General features: G+C 35.3%; 11 protein-coding genes. 4 read left to right on the forward strand and 7 right to left on the reverse strand.

Annotation, left to right across the window (positions count from 1 at the left end):
* Window positions 1–24 precede the first annotated feature (24 nt).
* From ACFO3N_RS13630 to ACFO3N_RS13645, 4 genes are all read right to left on the reverse strand, one after another.
* A complete protein-coding gene (locus ACFO3N_RS13630) occupies window positions 25–273 on the reverse strand; it encodes a hypothetical protein (RefSeq protein WP_379798532.1) in 249 nt (82 codons plus the stop codon).
* Window positions 274–450: 177 nt separating this feature from the next.
* Window positions 451–1260 carry a LytR/AlgR family response regulator transcription factor gene (locus ACFO3N_RS13635; RefSeq protein WP_379798534.1) on the reverse strand — a complete coding sequence of 270 codons (810 nt, stop codon included), beginning with the start codon at window positions 1258–1260 and terminating at the stop codon, window positions 451–453.
* Between the two features lie 270 nt (window positions 1261–1530).
* Window positions 1531–3072: a glycine--tRNA ligase gene (locus ACFO3N_RS13640; protein WP_250834831.1), complete on the reverse strand. Its 1542-nt coding sequence runs from the start codon at window positions 3070–3072 to the stop codon at window positions 1531–1533.
* Window positions 3073–3211: 139 nt separating this feature from the next.
* Window positions 3212–4630, reverse strand: coding sequence for a T9SS type A sorting domain-containing protein (locus ACFO3N_RS13645; protein WP_379798536.1), 1419 nt, complete (start codon window positions 4628–4630; stop codon window positions 3212–3214).
* Window positions 4631–4933: 303 nt separating this feature from the next.
* Between ACFO3N_RS13645 and ACFO3N_RS13650 the strand changes: the two genes are divergently transcribed.
* Window positions 4934–5509, forward strand: coding sequence for a ComF family protein (locus ACFO3N_RS13650; RefSeq protein ID WP_379798538.1), 576 nt, complete (start codon window positions 4934–4936; stop codon window positions 5507–5509).
* Between the two features lie 15 nt (window positions 5510–5524).
* Here ACFO3N_RS13650 and ACFO3N_RS13655 read toward each other — a convergent pair whose 3' ends face one another.
* Window positions 5525–8200, reverse strand: coding sequence for a zinc-dependent metalloprotease (locus tag ACFO3N_RS13655; protein ID WP_379798540.1), 2676 nt, complete (start codon window positions 8198–8200; stop codon window positions 5525–5527).
* Between the two features lie 192 nt (window positions 8201–8392).
* On the opposite strand from ACFO3N_RS13655, the gene ACFO3N_RS13660 reads away from it, so the two are divergent.
* The 3 genes from ACFO3N_RS13660 to ACFO3N_RS13670 all read left to right on the forward strand — a co-directional run bounded on the left by ACFO3N_RS13660 (window position 8393) and on the right by ACFO3N_RS13670 (window position 10904).
* Entirely contained in the window at window positions 8393–9340 is a 948-nt protein-coding gene (locus ACFO3N_RS13660; RefSeq protein WP_379798542.1) for a bifunctional riboflavin kinase/FAD synthetase, read from the forward strand.
* 98 nt (window positions 9341–9438) lie between these two features.
* On the forward strand, window positions 9439–9876 hold the full coding sequence (locus ACFO3N_RS13665; protein WP_250834827.1) for a hypothetical protein: 438 nt from the start codon (window positions 9439–9441) through the stop codon (window positions 9874–9876).
* A gap of 161 nt (window positions 9877–10037) precedes the next feature.
* On the forward strand, window positions 10038–10904 hold the full coding sequence (locus ACFO3N_RS13670) for a cupin-like domain-containing protein (RefSeq protein WP_379798544.1): 867 nt from the start codon (window positions 10038–10040) through the stop codon (window positions 10902–10904).
* A 45-nt stretch (window positions 10905–10949) separates the two neighbouring features.
* Here ACFO3N_RS13670 and ACFO3N_RS13675 read toward each other — a convergent pair whose 3' ends face one another.
* A complete protein-coding gene (locus ACFO3N_RS13675) occupies window positions 10950–16925 on the reverse strand; it encodes a T9SS sorting signal type C domain-containing protein (protein ID WP_379798546.1) in 5976 nt (1991 codons plus the stop codon).
* Between the two features lie 448 nt (window positions 16926–17373).
* Window positions 17374–21207: a T9SS sorting signal type C domain-containing protein gene (locus ACFO3N_RS13680; protein WP_379798548.1), complete on the reverse strand. Its 3834-nt coding sequence runs from the start codon at window positions 21205–21207 to the stop codon at window positions 17374–17376.
* Window positions 21208–21344: the final 137 nt, after the last annotated feature.

Raw genomic sequence — 21344 nt, forward strand, 5'->3', positions numbered from 1 at the left:
ATTTTGTAAATATTTTTCTTCTAATTAGTCTATTTTCTTAGAACCACCAAAAGATTGATTGATATTAGCAAAAGCTAATTCATTATTTTTAACTACAATCTTATTACTAGCGATACGTGGATTATCTTGTTTTCTTCCTCCTCCAGTAGAACCATCCACAGGGGGAATTATGCTAACTTTTTCATTAGAAAGAGTTGTTGAAGCTGGTAATGCAAAAGAAGTTGCAACTATTACTAATGAGAATAATCCGAATGTTAAAGCTGTTTTTTTCATGACCTGAGGTTTTAATGTTTGTATTATTTTTTTTTGGAGATGATTCGTTGATTGTTGCGAATCAGAGTGTAAAACTAATACTGAGGTCGAAAAAAATTTATACAAAAAAATGAGTTTGTGGTAGATCGTACCCAATTGATAGTCAATGCATAGCAAATTAATGTAATCGTCTAATTTTTAGACTTCTAGGTAATTTCCTGCTGCAAAATCGGCAATAATCTGCTCTACATTTCCTCTATAGGTTTTAGAAAAAGGAATCTTTTTAGTGGAGTTTTTTATGTAACAGATTGAGTTTCCGCTATGAATCCTTGAAATGTAATTTCGATTAATTACATAACTGTTATGAATACGGATAAAAGGGTATGTCAAAACACTTTCAAAATGCTTTAAAGTTTTAAACGCCGTAATCATTTCGCCAGTATTTAAATAAATATCTGTCGAGTTATTATCGGCTTGGAAATAACAAATATCTTCTGCATTTAAATACCGATAATCGCCATATGATTTTATACAAATCGTTAATGGTTTTTGAATGTTTTGCGGAATCGTTATTTGATTTTCAATAATAGAAGAAGGCTCTTCCCTAAACGGAGCAATTTGCGTCTCTAAATTGGCTCTATTGAGTTTTAAAATTGTTTTTAAAAGATCGTTTGATAGAATTGGCTTTAAGAGATAATCAAAAACGCTATATTGAATAGCATCAAAAGCTTTGTCTTTTTGTTTTGTGGTGATAATAATTTTGGGAATCTGCTGCAAAAAACGATGAAGCTCGCTAATAAAAGTCAAAGACAAATGACTCGCAGCATTTTGGGGCTCTATTTCAAGAAAAATCAAAGCCGGCTGGTGCTCTAAAACCAAATTTAAACCGTCTTTAAAATTGGATGCCGATGCTATAAAAGATAATTCTGAAAAACCTGAAGCGGTTGTTTGAGTTTTCAAAATACTCTCAGCGTCATCATCAATTATAATATACGAATACTTTTTCAATTTCGGTTTTTGTTGGTTTTCTCACTACGCAATCATAATCAAAAAATCGCTTTTATTTGATGTAATGAAGAAAAAAATTGCTCTTGACGGTATTACAAATTTAAAATTACGGATTTAAACATTTTAAACACTTCATTGTTAACACATTAATCTCAAATGTTAATACATAAGGATAAAATGCAAAAAAAGCCGATAAAATACCTCCTTTCTAAAATCAAAAATCCCAAATTCCTTTGTGGAATTTGGGATTTCTATACTAAACTGTAAAGATTACATTTTCATTAACCAGTTTTTCATCGAAACTTCGTTTTCGATAATACCTCTTAATTCAGTAATTTTTACACGATCTTGTTTCATTGTATCTCTATGACGAATTGTTACTGTTTCGTCTTCAAGTGTTTGATGATCTACTGTAATACAGAAAGGCGTTCCTAAAGCATCTTGTCTTCTGTAACGACGTCCTACAGCATCTTTTTCATCATAAGCCACATTAAAATCCCATTTCAAATCTTCAATGATTTTTCTTGAAACTTCTGGTAAGCCATCTTTTTTAACCAATGGCAATACTGCTGCTTTAGTTGGCGCTAAAACGGCTGGCAATTTTAAAACTGTTCTTGTAGAACCGTCTTCTAATGTTTCTTCTTTTAATGAAGTGGCAAAAACAGCCAAGAACATACGATCTAAACCAACAGAAGTTTCTACTACGTAAGGAACATAGTTTTCGTTTAATTCAGGATCGAAGTATTGTAATTTTCTTCCAGAATATTCTTCGTGTGCTTTCAAATCGAAATCGGTACGAGAGTGAATTCCTTCCAATTCTTTAAATCCAAATGGGAAATTAAATTCGATATCAGCAGCTGCATTTGCGTAGTGCGCTAATTTTTCGTGATCGTGAAAACGGTAATTTTCTTTTCCTAATCCTAAAGATAAATGCCATTTTAGACGCGTTTCTTTCCAGTATTCGTATGATTTCATTTCTTCTCCTGGACGTACAAAAAATTGCATTTCCATTTGTTCGAACTCACGCATACGGAAAATAAATTGTCTTGCTACAATTTCATTTCTAAATGCTTTACCCGTTTGAGCAATTCCAAAAGGAACTTTCATACGACCCGATTTCTGAACATTTAAGAAGTTCACAAAAATACCTTGAGCCGTTTCTGGACGTAAATATAAATCCATTGCGTTTTCTGCAGATGCACCTAATTTTGTTCCAAACATCAAGTTAAATTGTTTTACCTCTGTCCAGTTTTTAGAACCCGTTTCAGGATCAGCAATTTCTAGTTCTTCGATCAAAGCTTTAACATCAGCCAAATCTCCGTTTCCTAAAGAACGACCTAAACGCTCTCTAATTTCTTTTTCTTTAGCCAAATATTCAATTACACGAGCGTTTGTAGTTACAAACTCTTGTTCGTTGAATGCATCGCCAAAACGAGCTTTTGCTTTGTCAATTTCTTTTTGTGCTTTTTGGTGAATTTTTTCAGCATGGTCTTCAACCAAAACGTCAGCTCTATATCTCTTTTTAGAATCTTTATTATCAATTAATGGATCATTGAATGCATCAACGTGGCCAGAAGCTTTCCAAGTTGTTGGATGCATCAGTATTGCAGCATCAAGGCCGACAATATTTTCATTCATCTGAACCATTGATTTCCACCAATATTCACGGATATTCTTTTTCAATTCGACACCGTTTTGTGCGTAATCATATACAGCACTTAAACCATCGTAAACTTCGCTTGACGGAAAAATAAATCCGTACTCTTTTGCGTGCGAAACCACATTCTTAAATATATCTTCTTGTTTTGCCATAGTGATGCAAAAATATGAAAAGTGAATTTAAAAAAAAGAAAAATAGCCGAAGATTGCCCGATTTTCTATCTGAAAATAGAAAATCATGTTTTATTCTATAGACTAGAACGATAATTACTTCCCTTTTCTTTCTAAAACCCTATTTTTTAATCAGTTTAAAAGTTTCTGATTTATCTTGGTTGCTAATAGTAAGAATATACAAACCAGCTGATAATCCTGAAACTTCTATGGTTCTGTTGTTTGAAATTCCCTGGCGTAATTTTTGAGATTGTACGTTATATATTTCGTAAGTAAAATTAGTATAGGGATAATTAAATACCTCAATCTTATTTTCTGCAGGATTAGGTGCTATGTAGGGCAAGTCTTTTGGTGCAATGGTGGTAATTTTATTTTGATCCTCGTTGCATGCTTTCTTAATAAGGCTTTCTAGTTCTTTGTTAAAGTATTTTTTTTCATAGCCCAAATCACGTGCTTTCTGAAAATAATCGCAAGCTTTTTGCGACTTCCCTAGATCATCATATACTATTCCAAGATATTTATTTGCTACAGAGTTTTTTTCATTAATTCGTAAAGCTTCATTCAAATCTGCAATTCCCAAATCGGTCTTTCCTAATTTATGATAAGCCAGCCCTCTTATTGTTCTTAAATCACTCTCTTCTGTTCCGTATCCATTTTCATATAGATTCGCTTCATTTTTAAAAGCAATATTTATATTTTCTACTGCTTTATCATACTGCTTCAATTCCAAATATGTATAGCCTAAAACCCAGTGCGCAAAATTATGATTTGGAAATCTGCGCTCCACTTCGTCCAAATAATAAATTGCCAATCGATAATCATGAACTTCTGTTGCTAGATAAGCTCCTAGATTAAAATAATGTCTTGTTTCTTCCGGATCAATCTGAATTGCCTTTAGCCTGTAATCAACACTAAGATTATCGTTTTCAAATCTGGAATAAATGGTAGAAAGCCTACTGTAAATTTCAGCCAAATCCTGATTTAATCTGGGAAATTGTGCAGCATTTGGACTTGCTTTAAGATTTTCTAGATGCGCTTTAAATCCTAAAAAATCAAACTCTGCCAATACATTATCCTCAAGATAAGTACGGCTTGCTGCTCTGCCATAAAGTAGTCCGTAATTATTAGGATCTGATTTTAATAATTCATTATTTTTAACAATAATCGCATAGTTTTCTTCGACTTTCACTTTATTTTTGAGATTATCCTCTTTAAAAAAATCAGTTCTTTTAATCAAAATTCCTTTTTTAAAAAGCCATGTGGTTTTTAACTTTCCATCGCTTGAAAACTTTTGACAAAGACCATTCATCTGACTGTTTTCATCAAAATAAAATCTTTCATCCAGTCCTCCAACAATATGATAGGTTTTAATACTATCCAGCATTTGATCTGCTCCCAAATAAAACTCTCTCGCAACTAGTCCATTTTTAAAATAAGTTTTGTTTACGGTTCCCTTTTTTTGAGCAATGGTGTGAGTTTCAAAAACTAAAAAAATGATTATAGTTAAAATCACACAGCAAGTTTGGCAGCTATTTTTCATATAAAGTATTGATTCAGTGTCTTTAAAATTAAATTGCTTAAGTCTTTAAAAACCAAAAAAACTTTTTATTGTAAAAATATTTTGATTAAAATTATTATTTCAATTATATTTATTCAAAAGTCGGTAGTATTTTATCGCTTTAACAAAACTCTCACTACACTAAAAATTATTTCTCTTTTAAAACTAAACCATCCAACTGTGTTTCATTATCTTATTAACCTTTTTTTTCCTAAAGTCTGTAGTGGATGCCGCGCTCTTTTACTTCAAAACGAAACGGTTTTCTGTACAATTTGCCGACATGAAATGCCTCTTACTCAATATCATTTAGATCCAAAAAATGAGGCCATAAAAAAGTTTTATGGCAAGATCGATATTCAATTTGCCGCTACATTTTTGTATTTTAATAAAAAGGGAATGGTTCAAGAATTAATTCATAATTTAAAATACAAAGGCCATCAAGAAATTGGCACTGTATTGGGAAGCTGGTATGTTGAAGATTTAAAAGAACTCCTACTTGAAATTCCTTTTGATGCGGTTATCCCGGTTCCACTTCATAAAAGAAAATTTAAGGAACGTGGCTACAATCAGGTTACTACTTTTGGAAAAGCAATAGCATCTGGTTTTGAAATTCCCTTTGAGGAAAATATTTTAATTCGAAAGATATATTCTAAAACACAATCCAAAAAGAATCTTTTGGGAAGATCGGAAAATATCGAAAACATTTTTGACGTTGAATTTACTGAAGCCGATTACGACAAACATTTCTTAATTGTTGATGACGTACTCACAACTGGAGCAACAATTGAAGCTTGTTCGCTAGCTTTATCAAAAATTCCTGGCGTAAAAATCAGTATGATTTGTATGGCGATGGCCCATTAAGCTATTTCCAAAAATTTAGTTTACTAATATCTTCTTCACTACTTTTCTCTCCCCATCTGTAACCGTCAAGAAATAAAGTCCTGAAGGCACATTTGGCAATTGAATGTCTTGGATGAAATATCCTGAACCTTGAAAAGTTCTTTCGTAAACATATTTCCCTACAATATCATTAACGTAAACTTTAATCTCGCTTACTGAATCTCTACTAAATTGTACTGTAAAACTTCCTTTATTGGGATTTGGATAGGCAACAAAGTCAACATTCTCAAAGTCATCGTTTCCTAAAGTGTAAGTTCTATTACAAATATTTACCGAAGCAGAGTTAATAGTTCCTGTCATCCCAACCTCACTATCAATAACTCTAAAAGTCCATGTGCCTTGTGAATTTTCTCCGTTAAAAGCACTTAATAAAGTTGACGGAATCACGATTTGACTTGTCGTTGTACCGCAGTTTAATGCAGATCCGCTATCATCAAATTGTAAAGCAAAAGTTGATTTTGTGTTAGCGCAATTTTTATTGAATAAAGTTACAACTGTTCCTTTTGGGCTTACGATTTCCATAGTCAAATCTGAAAATCTATCATGCGTTACATTTACCGAAACGTTGACATCTGAAATAGATCCAGAAGAAGCGGGCACAGAAACCGTTCTATTCACATAAACATTATCTCCTGTCGAATATCCGCCTCCAAAATTATAAGATGCGCAAGATGTAGAAACGGTGTATCCTATAGCAAAAGGAGTACTGTTGACAGCATAATAAATATTACCAACTGGCTCTATTAAAAGTCGGCAAGTTGTAGAAGCTTCAATTTCTGACGGAACTAAGATAGTTTCTGTTCCATCATTTGGAGTATTGCTTGCTAAAACAATGGGGAATGTTAATCCGCCATCTAGAGATAATTTTATATTCACGTTTGACGATCCTGAAAGTGTATTTGTATTATTTACGCTCCAAGTTATAGTTTGTGCAGATTCTTTTGCCCATGCGATATCGCCTTCTTTTTGTGAAGTTACGGCAAATGGCCCAGCTGCAGCAGTTACCGTTACAACCATCGCATCTGTATAGGTTTGTCCTTTTCCTTGTACCGCATTGTCTCTTCCCGTAAGGGTAAAATTCATTGTTTTTCCAATAGAAGAAACAGATTCCCAAGTTGTAGTCAGCTGATTATTTAGCACTGAATTAAGAGCAGGCATATAACGGACTGGCGATGTTGTGGGCGTAAAAGATCTAAACATTGGCCCATCTCGTTTTGTTGGAGAAGGGAAACTATTATTTCCAAAAGCCGTTGTTGCACTATCATATTGCTCCCAAGTATAGGTTATCGTATTACCTTCAGGATCAGAACCCGTTCCGGTTAAAATAAATGGCGTACTAATTGGAATGGTGTAATCTGGTCCAGCATTTATAACAGGCGGATTATTATCGACTATAGGTGTTGAAACTGGGCACGTTTTTCCAGCCAAATTATTCTGTATCTGATTGATGCTTGCAAAAGAAAAATAAGAGTCAGAATGATCCTGAACATTATAGCCATCTGTTACACCAGCGTATCCCATAATCGTAGAGCCGCTTCCCGGTTCGTAGCATGCCCCCAATCCTTCATTTGCATGTGAAAAAGTATGCGTTGCCCCAAGTTGGTGCCCCATTTCGTGAGCAACAAAATCAATATCAAAATTATCTCCTTCTGGTTTTCCATCTGCTGGAGAGGTATAAGCACTACCCTTTCCAACAGAATTGCTAGGAGTTGGACTATCGCATACACAGCCAATACAACTAGCAAGTCCGCCTCCTCCAGAACCTCCAAATAAATGGCCAATATCGTAATTAGCCTCACCAATAACGCTAGTCAATGTTGTCTGAACTTGTTTCGGCCAAGTAGGATTATCATTAGCAGCACCTATTCTAGGAATAGAATAAGGATCTGCAGCAGCATCTGTATAAACAACAGCATCATTATTGGCAATTAAAATTAGTTCTACAGCAAGGTCTCTATTAAAAACGCCATTTACGCGAGTTAAAGTAGCATTCATTCCCGCTAAAGCGCCTTCTTTTGTACCGCCAAAATAGGCTGCGTACTCACCTGTACAAGATAATGCCAATCGAAGTGTTTTAAATTGTTTGGCGCTAGAAGTTGTTTTTGCAGTAGTCGAAGATTTATTTTCAGAAATCGAATGGATTGTTTTACAATTCAAAAGCGCTCTTGAATCTGCATTATCTGCCGACTTAAACAAAACATATTCTGATTTGTTATCAGGATTTTGTTCCATATATTCAGTTGGTTTTTCAGTTCTAAAAACCATTGTCTGTATGCCGATTGGAGCAACACTAAAATATACTTTTGCACTTTTATCGTCTAATCCGCGACCTTGATAAGATCTAATTTGCGGATACTTTGACTGTAATTCTGGATCAAAATTAGATGATTCCCAAACCTCAAAACGTTCTAAATTTCCATCAGTATTTGGAATTGTAATTTCTGATGCCGTACTTTTTGCCGTTTTACTGGATGCAGAAACTAGCTTAGAACTAAGAAGATTGGCGTTTAGCTTATAATATAATTTATTAGAACTTGTTCCACCTGCCTTTCTTGAAAGCGATGAAGAAGTTACTTTTTGCCATAAAGCATCCTGTGCATTAGCATTGGCAAAACAAAAAATTAAAAATATATAAAGTAGTTGTTTTTTCATACCCTCAAAATATAATATCAAAATTACTTTAATTAATTTGAAATCATATTATCTATCCGACAATTATTGCTTTTTCGTCGACGAGTTGGCAAATTTTTACAAAAAGATAGATTATGCGTTAAAATTCGATTTGGCATAGTATTAAATTTAAAACAGAATAGTATAAATTTGCAGCATCTTAAATAATTTGTTTTGAAGCTCTTTCATTCTATAAACGATTTTCAGTCAACCAAGAAAACTATCTTAACTCTTGGTACCTTTGATGGTGTGCATATTGGTCATAAAAAAATTCTAAAACGAATTACTGAGAATACTGAAAATGGGAAATATGAAAGCCTGGTTCTTACCTTTTTTCCGCATCCCCGAATGGTTCTTCAAGAAAAATCTGAAATCAGATTACTGAATACTATTGGCGAAAAAATAAAACTTTTGGAAGCGACAGGTATTGAGAACTTAATTGTCCATCCTTTTAATGAAAGTTTTTCTAGACTTACAGCAGAAGAATTTGTTCGTACTATTTTGGTGGAGAAATTTCAGATTCAAAAAATTATTATTGGGCATGATCACCGTTTTGGCCGTAATAGAACTGCCAATATTGATGATTTAATTGCTTTTGGAATAGAATACGGATTTGAAGTTGAGCAAATTTCTGCAGAAGAAATCCAAGATGTTTCGGTGAGTTCGACCAAAATTAGAAATGCTTTAAATGAAGGAAACATGGCTTTGGCCAACGAGTATTTAGGTTATAACTATTTCTTGAATGGAACTATTGTTAAAGGAAAACAATTGGGACGAACAATTGGATTTCCTACAGCTAACATTAACATTGAAGAAGATTACAAACTAATACCAAAAATTGGTGTCTATGTTGTAAAAGCTACCATAAATAACGAAAGTCTTTTTGGCATGATGAATATTGGATTTAATCCAACGGTTAATGGCGAAAAGCAAACCATCGAAGTTCACTTGTTTAATTTTGATAAAGACATTTACGATCAAAACATCGAAGTTTCTTTGCTTCATTACATTCGCGATGAGCAGAAATTCAGTTCGGTAGATGCCTTAAAAGCACAGCTTCATCAGGATAAAATTGATTCTTTGGCTTTTATAGATTCTTCTCTAAAAAATCAGACTGTATAGTTTTTACCGTTTTTAAATCATCGTAGTTATTTTTTTAGTAAATTTGATAGAACACTGTTTTTCAAATATTTACTATTAACTTCTAAAAAATAACCACTATGAAATTACCTAAAGAAATTACCAACGGGTTTTTGATTTTCCTCGGAATTGGCATTTATTTTTTATTAATGAATGTACTAGGTTTAGCAGATTTGTTTTATCTGAGAACACTAAACGTTTTCTTTATATTCTACGGTGTTAACAGGACAATGCAGATGAACCTACAGGAAGGAGAAACCAATTTTCTATCGAATGCTATTTCTGCAATGACCACTTCTGTGGTTGGTGTATCTATGAGTGTATTTGGCTTATTAGTTTATAGTTACGCTCGAGGCGGAGATGCTTACGTAAGAACTCTATCTGAAACTTTTATGTTTGGAGGAAATCCATCAGTGCCAACTTATTGTATTTGTTTATTATTTGAAGGAATTGCTTCTTCTGTAATTGTTACTTTAATGATGATGCTGTATTGGAACAACAAATATGCAGCCGATTAATCTAAAACTGCTGCAAAAATTTACGGAAAATACCTTTTTTAAATGCATCTTTTGAGCATCGATTAGATTAAAAATTTTAGTCAAAAGAGATATTAATTCTCAATAAATATTTTTAAATTGCTTATAGCAGAGAGTTATAAGCAATTTTTTTATTTATAAAAATGAAGTTAAAACAAATTGAAAGGGTAAAAAAAATCTCAAAAGAAGAGTTTGTTTCCCAATATGTAAAAAAACAAATTCCTGTTGTTATCGAAGAATTGACCGAAGATTGGCCAGCTTATAACAAATGGAAATTATCTTATATGAAAGAAATCGCAGGAGATTTGGTCGTTCCATTATACGACGACAGACCTGTAAATCACGAAGACGGATTCAACGAAGCGCACACCACAATGAAAATGAGCGATTACATCGAGTTATTACAAGAAAAACCTACCAATTATCGTATTTTTCTTTACAACTTAATGAAACAGGTTCCTTCGTTAAAAAACGACTTTTTATGGCCAGAAATTGGTTTAAAATTAGTCAAGCAAATGCCGATGTTGTTTTTTGGCGGTGAAAATTCGAAAGTATTTATGCATTATGATATTGACTATTCGAATATTCTTCATTTTCATTTTCACGGAGAAAAACAATGTATGATTTTCCCTCCTAGCCAATCAAAATTTATGTATAAAGTTCCTCACGCATTAATTTCGAGAGAAGATATAGATTTTGACCATCCAGATTATGAAAAATTTCCGGCACTCCAAAATGCCGAAGGCTATATTACCAATCTAAAACATGGAGAAATGCTTTATATGCCCGAAGGATATTGGCATTATATGAAATATCTAACGCCAGGATTTTCTATGAGTTTGAGATCGTTTCCAAAAAACATTGTCAATTTATCCAAAGCAGCATACAATGTTTTTATTATGCGCCATTTTGATATTATGATGCGAAAAATTCAAGGCCAAAAATGGATTGACTATAAAAACGAAAAGGCGATTACCAATACGCATCAAAATTTACAGCGTACTGCCTAATAAAAAAAAAACGGTTGAGAATTTAAGACTCAACCGCTTTTTTATTTATCTAAAGACTATTTTTCTTGTCACCGTATTTCCATTATCTAAAGTGATTTTAACCAATAATACTTGAGGGCCAGATTGAAAATTTGGTATGAGCCATTCTTTACTTTCTATTTGTTTTTTACGATATAACAATTTGCCTCCCACATCATAAATAGCGACTTCGTCTAGATTTTCCTGCTCAGGCATAGATTGCAATCTGATATTTTTATCTTTAACTGAAACAAAAACTCTCTTATCTTGATTCTCAAAATCTGCGTTTCCTAGAGGTTTACCACCATTTGGATTTGTATAACGCAATACAAATCGGTCTAGAAAAGTTCCTGGCGCAGAGATAAAGGTATATCCTCCAGATTTAAGGTTATGTACCGTGTTTGTTACCTTATCGTGCAAAAATATATCCTTATTGGCCAAATCTCCATCAGTATGATCTATGGCAATTGTAAAAGCACCTTCTTTAATAGTAGATTTATACCCTAACGGAATTGTATCTGTTACAACAAAAGGCACAGCTCGCCCTTGAATAACTAATTTTTTACCGTCATTGATACTATAAAAATCAACATAAGGATTTGCATTCATTGTTACGGCATCGTAATTAAAATCAAACAAGTTTGTTGCTCCCGTTATGTATCCGACAAGCAATTGTTTAAAAGCTCCTTCTGTATTTGTAAAATTTAACCAGACACGATGTTTTTCAACAACCTCTGTTTTCGCAGATTTATAAAACTGACTATTAGAATTAGGAACTCTCATCGAATTTGTAAAAACACCTCTTTGTCCTGTTCTTGCTTTTGCAAAAAAACCTTGCCCAGCAGCAATATAACCTTTTAATGGCTCTTGATTTCCAGGCGATGGCGCACCAATACCAGTTAAATTGCCAACTGTAGTATCTCCAGATAAATTATAAATGGCATAATCATCGTTTGTATAAGTATAGGTATTACCTCCTGGCACAGTTATTCTAGGTGGTGTATTATGTGTCCAAAAATACAGCGTACCATAAAAATTAGCAGCATTATCATGAATAAACTCATCTGCATAAATTGCTGAAGGATATGGATTTCCAAAAAAACAAAACTTTTCGGGGCCCGCTACAGGACCTTGGATTGTTCCATTGTTTGGCACCCCAACAAATTCGCCTGTAAAAACACTTGGCGTTCCCGTCTGAAAAGACTGTGGACCTCTAATACTATAACCTCTTCCTGGTTCCATTGTCATTGTACCGTACAAATTGGTTGCCCATTTAAAATCGGAAGTCCAATAAAAATACTTATCGAATAGCGTTTCTGACGAAAATTCATTCATGGTAATATCTGCAACGGGAGAAGACCAATAGGTAAGATCAAATCGTCGTACAGGTGTTTTTCTTATATAAGTTATATTTCCAGTATTACTAACATCGGCAACCTGAACCAAACTTGAATTATTTTCAAAAATCAAAACCCCATTACCTAATACACTGACTTCATTTGTCACCGTTAAAGAATTTGTTTCTTCTACAATTAATGATCCATTATTTTCAATCGTTAATCTACTCGCAAAAAAACTTCCGTTGGTTCCAGAAATAATAGGATCAACACCTACATCCGGAATGTCTATACAGTCGGAAGCAATAGGAACTCCTGCTGGAGTCCAATTTGCAGGATCACCCCAATTGGCGCTCGCAATTCCATTCCATACTTTAGTAACAAAAGCATTTATTGTAATTGGTGTTACTTCTGATTCGCAGCCCGATGTATTATTTCTCACTTGCACATTGTAACCTCCAGAAGACAAACCTGTAAATATTCCCGAAGTATTACTAAAATCTATTCCATCAACACTATACGTATATCCTGTTCCAGATGCAGGCGAAGTAACCGTGATAACACCCGTATTATTGATACAGCTTGGCTGTTGTGTTACTGAAGCAGTTGGCGCAACTGAAATTGCATTTACAGTTAAAGAAACATTTTGAGTAGAAGGACACCCATTTGATGTTGTAATGGTCATTATACCATTGTAAGTACCTTCTGTCGTATTTGCCGGAACATTCACATTTATAATATCTCCTGATCCAGAACTAAAAGGAAACGGTGTCGCTCCTTGATCTGTCAATGCAATCCAATCGATTTCATAACTAACTGGAGAACCCGTAGTAGAATTATAACTTAAAGTAGTCGTCTGCGCTGATGAACTTTGACAAACTGGAGTAAAAACCCCTGCAGTACTTATTGTGGGAACGGCATTAATCGTTAAAGAAATGGCTTGAGTTGCCAAACATCCATTTGACGTAAAAATTGTCATTACTCCACTGTAATTTCCGGCTGCTGTATTTGCTGGAACAATAATATTATTGATATTTCCTCCTCCCGAATCGAAAGAAAAAGCAGTAGCTGCTTGATCATTCAATAATGCCCAGTCTATAGAATAGGTAACTGGAGAACCCGTTACAGCAGAATATGGTAGAGAAGCTATCTGCTCTAGTGCATTTTGACAAATTGGAATTAAATTCCCGGATGTTGTAATTGTTGGAACTGAATTAACTGTTATCGTAAAATTATTGCCTGTCGAAATACAGCCAGCTGCATTAGAAACTGTTAATGTTCCTGTGTATGTTCCCGCCACCGTATTTGCAGGTATTGGAATATTAATTGAACCTGCTTGTAACGTAGCATTTGTAACTGGTGCAAAGTTATTTGTCGGACTTGCATTCCATGTAATGCTGTATGTCGTCGGTGCATTTGTAACCGCACTGTAAGGCAAAGTAGTGCTTTGTGCACTTGTACTTGCGCATACTGCAGTAGTAGCACCTAATGTTATGGTCGGCAATGGGTTTACGGTAACTGTAAAATTGTTTGCTGATGACACACATCCGTTTGCATTGCTTACCGTTAAGGTTCCCGTGTATGTTCCCGCTGCCGTATTTGCAGGTATCGGGATATTGATTGAGTTTGCTGGCAAGGCCGCATTTGTAACTGCTGCGAAAGTATTTGCCGGACTCGCATTCCACGTAATACTGTAAGTCGTTGGTGCGTTTGTAACAGCACTATAAGGCAAAGTAGTGCTTTGTGCATTTGTACTTGTACATACCGCGGCAGTAGCACCTAATGTTATGGTCGGCAATGGGTTTACGGTAACTGTAAAATTGTTTGCTGATGACACACATCCGTTTGCATTGCTTACCGTTAAGGTTCCCGTGTATGTTCCCGCTGCCGTATTTGCAGGTATCGGGATATTGATTGAGTTTGCTGGCAAGGCCGCATTTGTAACTGCTGCGAAAGTATTTGCCGGACTGGCATTCCACGTAATGCTATAAGTCGTCGGTGCATTTGTAACAGCACTGTAAGGCAAAGTAGTGCTTTGTGCATTTGTACTTGTACATACCGCGGTAGTAGCTCCCAATGTTATGGTCGGCAATGGGTTTACAGCAACGGTAAAATTGTTTGCTGATGACACACATCCGTTTGCATTGCTTACCGTTAAGGTTCCGGTGTATGTTCCCGCCGCAGTATTTGCAGGTATCGGGATATTAATTGTATTTGCTGGCAATGCGGCATTTGTAACCGCTGCAAAAGTGTTTGTCGGACTAGCATTCCACGTAATGCTGTAAGTCGTTGGTGCGTTTGTAACAGCACTATAAGGCAAAGTAGTGCTTTGTGCATTTGTACTTGTACATACCGCGGTAGTGGCTCCCAATGTTATGGTCGGCAACGGATTTACAGTTATGGTAAAATTGTTTGCTGCGGATACGCATCCGTTTGCATTTCTAACCGTTAAGGTTCCCGTGTATGTTCCCGCCGCAGTATTTGCAGGTATCGGGATATTAATTGAATTTGCTGGCAAGGTCGCATTAGTAACTGCTGCAAAGGTATTTGTCGGACTAGCATTCCACGTAATACTGTAAGTCGTTGGTGCGTTTGTAACAGCACTGTAAGGCAAAGTAGTGCTTTGTGCACTTGTACTTGTACATACCGCAGTAGTGGCTCCCAATGTTATGGTCGGCAACGGATTTACAGTTATGGTAAAATTGTTTGCTGCGGATACGCATCCGTTTGCATTTCTAACCGTTAAGGTTCCCGTGTATGTTCCCGCCGCAGTATTTGCAGGTATCGGGATATTAATTGAATTTGCTGGCAAGGTCGCATTAGTAACTGCTGCAAAGGTATTTGTCGGACTAGCATTCCACGTAATGCTGTAAGTCGTTGGTGCGTTTGTAACAGCACTGTAAGGCAAAGTAGTGCTTTGTGCACTTGTACTTGTACATACCGCAGTAGTGGCTCCCAATGTTATGGTCGGCAACGGATTTACAGTTATGGTAAAATTGTTTGCTGCGGATACGCATCCGTTTGCATTTCTAACCGTTAAGGTTCCGGTGTATGTTCCCACCGCAGTATTTGCAGGTATCGGAATATTAATTGAATTTGCTGGCAATGCAGCATTTGTAACTGTTGCAAAAGTGTTTGTCGGACTAGCATTCCACGTAATGCTGTAAGTCGTTGGTGCGTTTGTAACAGCACTGTAAGGCAAAGTAGTGCTTTGTGCACTTGTACTTGTGCATACGGCGGTAGTAGCTCCTAATGTTATTGTCGGTAACGGATTCACAGTTATAGTAAAATTTGTTGGAGCAGCAGACACGCACCCAGCTGCATTGCGAACCGTTAGCGATCCTGTATATGTCCCACCAGCAGTTCCAGCAGGAACAGCAATACTTATTGAATTTGCTGGCAAAGCAGCATTTGTAACTGCTGCAAAGGTATTTGTCGGACTCGCATTCCACGTAATGCTGTAAGTCGTTGGTGCATTCGTAACTGCTGAATAAGGCAATGTTACATTTTGCAAACTAGCGCTCTCACACACAGCCGTAGTTGAGCCTAAAGTTATTGTCGGCTGAGCACTAACTACGATATTGACAACATTATTCGCACTAATAGATGAGGTACAATCTACTGAAGTTAAAGATGTAACTGTAATAGTGCTATTTCCTAAAGCAGTCAATCCTCTTGCGGTAAAACTTCCAGATCCAGCAGCCCCAACTACCATTGTTTCTGTTAGTCCAGTCACATTAGGTAGACTTGTACTGTACGTTACGGTGTATGTACCAGCCGGCAGACTAGCCGCTGACCCTATTAATTGCACTTGTGTGGTAGTTCCTGTACAAACATTTGGCGCCGATATTCCAGTTAAACTATACGGTTTACAAGTGTATGTAATGTTAACTTGGCCCCTTGCACCAGCACCTCCATTTTGTGCACTTGAAGTACTTGCGCCTCCAGCTCCTCCGCCTCCAAACTCTTTTCCAGGATTTCCTGGATCATTTGCGCCGAGTACACTGACAAAACCAAGTCCACCAGCTCCTCCCATATTTGTTCCCAAATTTCCTGCATCCCCTCCTTTTCCTGATGAAAGAAGCAGACCTAATAAAGTTGTTGATCCAGCTCCTGAAGCTCCACCATTTGCTGTTGCTATATCTCCAATTGCTCCTGTAGTTATAGGTACAATAGCTGGGGTTGGCCCAGTTGCAGGATTACCATTTCCTCCTTTACCTCCAGGTGCAAAAAAAACACTCGTAAAACCAGTTATATAAGAAGATTCTCCTGTGGCACCATTACCAGGGCCTCCCGCTGTCGCTTTCGCAACCACAACATTTAAGGTTTGCGCAGTTATACCTGTAATTTTTCCTTTTGCATATGTTCCTCCAGCTCCACCGGCACCACCTCTTCCATTTCCGCCTCCAAATAAAGCACCGCCTCCTGCACCTCCTGCACCCCAAGCTTCAACAGTAACTTCAGTAATACCCGCAGGAAGAGGAAAAGAAGGGTTACTAGCAGGAACTGAATGTGTGATTTGTGCTTTTGACGTGGTATAGAAGATTAATAAAACTAAAACCAGCAAAATTCTTAATCTTCTACTTGATTTTAATGGTTTCCCAATATAAGTTATTAAAGATAAAAAGCTGAAGAGACCCAGCGTAGTAAGTAAATCTTTTTTCATCTTGTGGCATTTTAGTAATTGAAAAATAAATTCAAACTCAAAACATGATTAATTGCAAAATGAAAAAAGATGCTATAAGGCCATATCACAAGACAAAATCTTTAATATAGAATCAATGAAGCGCTCCAATTTTACAATCAACTTAAGGCAGATAAAACACCGTTTTTGAAACTGTTTTTTTTGAAAAAAAAATCAAATCATGGGCTTATAGAAAAAGTATTTCATCGATTAAAAAAGCATTTCATCGACAAAAATCAACTACAAGGTACGATTTTATTGACATACAAATTCACTGTGTAGTATTAAACCCATAATTTTAACACTAAAAACTCATAAATTATAAAAAATAAGAAAAAACTGTTAATTTAAAAACTAAAACAACACAACCAACTGTTTATCAATACATTATGCAAAAAAAAAGTAATTAGACAAGTTTTCAATTCAGTCTTTAAAAAATGACTTTTTTTGAAGCCGACTTTCCATTTTCGAAAATGACTTTTACTAATAAAACCTGATGAGGAGAGAACAAGTTTTCGATGGAGACTTTTTGGATTTCAAGCTCATCTTTTTTATACAGTAGATTTCCTAAAACATCAAATATTACTACCTCTTTTATTGGTTCAGCAAGAGATTCAATATGAATATTGTGATTTTTAACAGACACTAAAATATCCTTCCAGAGGTTATCAGAAATATTGTTTCGTAAAGTTGTATTACAGTAAATTATAGAAAAACGATCATTAAAGGTTCCTGCTTCAGAATCAAATTGATAGAAACCTTCAGAAATATTATGTGTTTTATTTAATTTTTTATCGACTAGAAAAATAGGTTTATCATTAAAAAAATCATCTTTATGATCTATTTCAATTTTTAAGTTATCACTAACTGTTGTTTTATAACCTATAGCTATTGAATCGCTTTCTAAAAAAGGTAATTCACGGCCTTGGATTACTAATTTTTTATTTTCTATTATACTATAAAAATCCAATGGCATTCCTGAACTTAAGTATTCTGCATCATAATTCAGATCCAAAGAATTTGAAGCGCCTGATGCATATCCTAGTAAAATCTGTTTAAATTCATTTTCATTGTTTTTAATGTTTAGCCAAAACCGATGCTTTTCGGCAACAGATTTTGCTTGTGAGTTTGGAACTGGTCGAAAAAAAGAAGTATTTCTATCTCGAACTTTCATACTATTTCTAAATTCTAAAGCGCCTGTTAGATTGCTTTTTACAAAAAAGGCCTGCCCCGACGCAATTGTACCATCTGGTACATCATTATTAACTCCAGAACTTAAAGCCGAGCTTGTGCCAACACCTCCCAATAAATTGTAAACTGCATAATCATCATTAGTATATCGATAGGTATTAGTTCCTGGAATTGTTATTTTAGGCGGGGTATTATGTGTCCAGAAGTATAATGCTCCCTTTGTTTTCGGAGCATTTTCTGTTAAGAAATCATCTGCACTTATAGCGCATGGATATGGATTACCAACTAAATAAAATCGATCTGGGGCAGTCAACTCAACTTCTATTTTACCATTGTTTGGAATTCCTTTGAAAACACCTTCAAATATTGCTCGCTCTGTAGTAGGAAAACTTTGCGGAGCTCTAATGCTGTAGCCACGACCAGAAGTCATAGTCATGCTTCCGTAAAGGTTTGTTTTCCATCCTAAAATTGGATCGTACCAGAAATATTTATCAAAAAGTGTTTCGTGTGAAAAATCATGTAATGTCATATCGGCTACTGGTGAAGACCAATAGGTAAGGTCAAATCGAATTACTGGTTTTGTTTTTCTTTTTAAATGAACAATTCCTGTGTTTACTATCTCATCATCTTCTTGATATAAACTAGCAGAATCTTCTAAAACAAGTATCCCTTGACCGGTATAAGCAAACTCGATTCCTAATGTGTTTTTTTCAAGTAAGGTAACCGTTTTATCTTGTTCAATATTGCATCCACAAACATTGGCTGTTGTTAAGTTTGGAAAACTTTCTTTAAAATAAACATCTTTTCCCGCAGAAGGATAACCATTCGACCAGGAAACTCCATCCCAAGTTGTGGTAGTAACGCAAAGTTTTAAGCGGGCAATTCTATGTTTTGAAATGCCAGAAACAGAATTAAAATTACCACCAATTATCAATCTATAATCTTCATCAAATTTCATTGTAAACAGCGTATTATTTGATGGCGCCGCAAAAGAATTATCATACAATCCTGAAGGCAGTAAACGAATCAATCTAGAAGAAGCAATAGTATTATATGTACCCGAAAAACTTCCTCCTACCAAAATTCTATCGTCTGGCTGCACTAAAATAGCACGAACATCTCCTTTACTAAAGCCAGCGCCTGATTGGAATGTAGCATCCAGACTTCCATCACTATTTAATCGAAGAATGCGTTTTTGTGGAACTTTATTAAAAGTCAAAAAAGAACCTCCGACAATAATCTTATGATTGGATTGAAGTGCCATTGCATACACATATTTATCAAAACCCTCTTGTATATTAAAGCTAACATCAATACTTCCATCCTGATTTAACCTTACCAAACCTGCAAAAGGCATATTGTTGAAGGTTTTAAAATGACCTCCAACCAATATCTTTCCATCTTCTTGCACGACTAGACTTTCTATTACACTGTCTGCACCTAAACCAATATTAAAAGTTGGATCTTTTATTCCGTCTGGAAGAATTCGGACAATTCTATTAGCACTAACAGCATTGTATTTAGTAAATGATCCTGCCACAATTATTTTTTGATCGGACTGAATTGCCATGGTATACACTTGTGCATTAAATCCATCGCCAGTGTTAAATGAATTATCAATTTCTCCATTGGCTAATATTCTAACCATACGATTATGAGTAAGATCATTGTACTTTGTAAAATTCCCTCCTAAAACAATCTTTCCGTCATTTTGAAGTACAGTAGTTTTAATTAGATTATTACTTCCAGAATTTGTGGCATTAAAAGTGGGGTCAATTGCTCCGTTTTCTAATAAGCAGACCATTTTGGGAGTAGCAAGCCCGTTAAAAGTTTTAAAATTTCCGCCAACTAGTATCTTTCTACTTGAAAGGGGTAGAATACTAAAAACAGAATTATCAAATCCTACTCCAGAAGCCAAATAGGAAATATCGTGTTCTCCTTCACTATTAATTTTTGCTAACCTTCCTTGATTTTGGCCGTTAAAAACAGCGAAAGAGCCGCCTACAAACCAAGAATCTTCTTCATCAAATTCTAAAGCCAGAACTGATGCAGAAGCAGGTCCTGTGCCAATATCAAAATTAGGTTTTACGCTACCATCAGATTGCAGAAAAATTAATCTTATCGCTTCGGTTCCATTGTAAAGTCCAGTAAAAGAACCGCCTACCATGATATCGCCATTCTTATTAATTCTGATTGTCTGAACTCCTTCTTTACTAAAACCTGAACCAGTAGCGAAGCTTTCATCTTTAGTTCCGTCTTCATTTAAGCGAATAATTCTATTCGCTTCAACATTATCAAAAAGGGTAAAATTACCACCCAAAACCATTTTCCCATCAGACTGTAAGGCAATGGCATTAACATCATCATTGAAGCCAGCCCCCGTATTAAAACTAGAATCGAAAGTGCCATTAGGGTTTAAACGAATTATTCTATTGGCAGAAATGCCATTAAAAGTGGTAAAATTACCTGTGAGAATGATTCTCTTGTCTGATAAAACTTTTACTTGTGTAACATTTAAGGCAGATCCAGAACCGGTAAGAAACGTAGAATCGATTGTTCCGTTTGGCAATAAACGTACTACTCTGTTTACTGTACTATTATTATATTTTGCAAAGCTTCCAACTATAATTATTTTACCATCTTGCTGTAAAGCAATATCATATACAATCCCTGTAGCTGCTCCAATTGTGGTATCAAAAGTAGCATCATAAGAACCGTCTTCATTTAAACGAATTAATCTTCCCGCTTTAATTCCGTTATAACTTGTAAAATTTCCTCCAACAATAATTTTTCCATCGCCTTGTAGACAAGAGACATAAATCTTACCATTAAAACCTGTTCCAGTATTGAAACTTTCATCTATAGATCCGTTTGGATTTAATCGAGTCAGGTACGAGACGGCTGTCCCATTCAAACTCAAATAATCACCACCAACCAGCAAAGTACCTTCCTTGTGAAGGAGAAGCGTTCGAACCGTATTATTAAATCCATCTCCATTTTGACCATCATCTAGAACGTTAAATGAACTGTCCACTTTGCCTTGCTGCGAGAAAAGCGTTTGAGCTGATATCAAAATTAGGATTAACGAATAAAATATATTTTTAATCAAAACGGTGTAATTAAAGTTTAAAATTGTAAGAATTAAACTAAATTATAAAGCCGTAATTAAAAACACAATACCAAGATTTAGGGATTTTTATAAATTAAAAA

It is taken from the genome of Flavobacterium chungangensis (assembly GCF_042654045.1).
GTDB lineage: Bacteria > Bacteroidota > Bacteroidia > Flavobacteriales > Flavobacteriaceae > Flavobacterium > Flavobacterium chungangensis.

Excerpts from the sequence above, each read along its gene's own strand:
- ACFO3N_RS13630 (WP_379798532.1), bottom strand. The coding sequence starts at position 273 with ATGAAAAAAACAGCTTTAACATTCGGATTATTCTCATTAGTAATAGTT.
- ACFO3N_RS13640 (WP_250834831.1), bottom strand. The coding sequence starts at position 3,072 with ATGGCAAAACAAGAAGATATATTTAAGAATGTGGTTTCGCACGCAAAA.
- ACFO3N_RS13645 (WP_379798536.1), bottom strand. The coding sequence starts at position 4,630 with ATGAAAAATAGCTGCCAAACTTGCTGTGTGATTTTAACTATAATCATT.
- ACFO3N_RS13650 (WP_379798538.1), top strand. The coding sequence starts at position 4,934 with ATGCCTCTTACTCAATATCATTTAGATCCAAAAAATGAGGCCATAAAA.
- ACFO3N_RS13655 (WP_379798540.1), bottom strand. The coding sequence starts at position 8,200 with ATGAAAAAACAACTACTTTATATATTTTTAATTTTTTGTTTTGCCAAT.
- ACFO3N_RS13665 (WP_250834827.1), top strand. The coding sequence starts at position 9,439 with ATGAAATTACCTAAAGAAATTACCAACGGGTTTTTGATTTTCCTCGGA.
- ACFO3N_RS13670 (WP_379798544.1), top strand. The coding sequence starts at position 10,038 with ATGAAGTTAAAACAAATTGAAAGGGTAAAAAAAATCTCAAAAGAAGAG.
- ACFO3N_RS13675 (WP_379798546.1), bottom strand. The coding sequence starts at position 16,925 with ATGAAAAAAGATTTACTTACTACGCTGGGTCTCTTCAGCTTTTTATCT.